The organism is Clostridium sp., assembly GCF_032552055.1.
GTDB lineage: Bacteria > Bacillota > Clostridia > Clostridiales > Clostridiaceae > Clostridium.
In genome coordinates this window covers 1-1,971 of sequence record NZ_JAWGSV010000377.1, presented here as the reverse complement: position 1 = coordinate 1,971, position 1,971 = coordinate 1, and the positions used below count along the sequence as shown (strand labels likewise).

Genomic DNA, 1,971 nt, shown 5'->3' with positions numbered 1-1,971 from the left:
AATTGAAATAAATTATATTAATGTTTATTAAATACAATTTATGGATTATAATACCTGTATAAAGAAGGTGATTAATATTAAAAATTTATTTAAAAACAAAGTCTTTGTTACATTTTTAATTATACTGCTAGTTGTAATTATCGGAATTTTAGGCTTTATATTTTATAAGGAAAGTGATTCTGGTAATTTAAAAGCTAAATCAAATATCTCTGAAATAAAAAAAATAGATAAAGAATTATCTGATGAAGAATCAGAAGAGATAAAAGATGATGACTATTATCCTATTGAAAATCTCTATGATATTCTTCATCGAATGAGTAATACTAAAATCATTGCAGAAGATAATCAGATTTGGGGAAAGGTTGAAATAACTTCAGATTCAATATCTTCAATAAAAAATCTCATTGATAAAGTTGATTATGATGATAAAGAGTACATGCTTGAAGTCCTTACTAGATGGGAAAATAATGATTTTTCTAAAGCAGTAGAAGAACATAATTATTTTTGGAAAAAGCTTGGTGGCACTATTGGTAAAGCAACAGATTTAAAAGAGTAGTTGTATGAGCCAACTACTCTTTTATAATATTATTTTATCCAGTCCAATTTTTATTTATTATTTAACTCTTCTTAAATTTATTCTTTTAATAAATCCTTTATTTCATCTATCCTATGTCCACGCCTTTTAAGTTCTTTTATTTCTTCAATTCTCTTTAAAGCCTCTTCCCTTTTAAACCTTCTTGTAAGTTTTTCGTCTTCTTGTATAAAATTTAACATTCCTTCTTCTGTATAGAACTTTAAAGTACCATACCTTGAGTTAGTAATTCTAACAAGTTCTCCTATAGTAACATATTCAGACTCTAATATTTTTTCTAATGATCTTTGTCTAGACATTATAGTTACTCCTTTAAATACAGTATCTTCTTAGACGTACCCCATGAATTGGAACCCTTCCTTGAGTAGCTTCAGGTATTGCTTCATAAAGTATATTGTCTATTTTTATTAATGGTACAGCTCCCATACGAAGTATATTATAACTATGACCATTCTCCTCTAATCTTCTTCTAACATCCACTAATCTTTGTTCAGCATTAGGGAACCACTTTTCGGTATCAATAAATATTGATTGTGATCTTTCTATAGCAGGAAAGGCAAAATTAAAACCAGTTCCAAGAGGAGTTTTAATAGCATTTTTCTTTATATTTAAAAATCCCTTTATAGTTAATTCCAAACTATGATTAATATTTATATTAAAAAGTTCCTTTGAAAACTTATTGTTTATAAACAAATTAGCAATTCTATCAAAAATTATTTCTAAATCACTCTTAGAAAATACTTCTTGAAAACTTCCACTTTCTCTAAGAAGCCATAGCATAATTATGCTATCATCACTAATAACGCCATCCTCTAAAACATCAGCCTTTAGTCCTTCTATTATTCTAGTGTATTCATCAATATTAGCTCTATATTCTTTCAGTGATAATCCTGCGGTCTTATAATACATATCACAACCTAAAAGATTAGGTATTTCTTCAATATAATCCTGACCTTTTAAAGAGTCTACAATAGTACTTTCTAACTTTTTCAAATTTTTATTTGATAAAGTTGAAGCTTTTGATAACCACCATCTTAAACTTTCTTGAATTTCATCCTTTTTATTAAATAATGGCTTAAAAACAGCTTCTTCATATAAAGTAATATCAGTCTTATCTAAATATGATTTACTTAATGATAATTTATCACCTACTACTGCAAACTTTCCATCTAAATAAGTTTCAAGTACAACTGCTGCTGCTATTGTGTGTAAAGCTACCTTTTTTACTACTGTCATATTAAGACTATCTTGTGCATTTAAGGCTATCAAAGCAAAACTTTGAGATAATTTTAATTCTTTCACGAATATACACCCCTTTAATATTAGTAAATATTTTACTTTTACTTACTACTTATTACTTACTACTTATAATTTAACTA

3 protein-coding genes are annotated in these 1,971 nt (G+C 26.7%); 1 reads left to right on the top strand and 2 read right to left on the bottom strand.

The window, feature by feature from the left end; translation table 11 throughout:
* The first annotated feature begins 67 nt into the window (after positions 1–67).
* Positions 68–556, top strand: coding sequence for a DUF6241 domain-containing protein (locus E6248_RS15705; protein WP_316341704.1), 489 nt, complete (start codon positions 68–70; stop codon positions 554–556).
* 77 nt (positions 557–633) lie between these two features.
* Here the strand turns inward: E6248_RS15705 and E6248_RS15700 are convergent, their stop codons facing one another.
* Positions 634–891, bottom strand: a complete 258-nt coding sequence (locus E6248_RS15700) for a MerR family transcriptional regulator (RefSeq protein WP_316341703.1) — start codon at positions 889–891, stop codon at positions 634–636.
* A gap of 13 nt (positions 892–904) precedes the next feature.
* Positions 905–1,894, bottom strand: a complete 990-nt coding sequence (locus E6248_RS15695; RefSeq protein WP_316341702.1) for a hypothetical protein — start codon at positions 1,892–1,894, stop codon at positions 905–907.
* Positions 1,895–1,971: the final 77 nt, after the last annotated feature.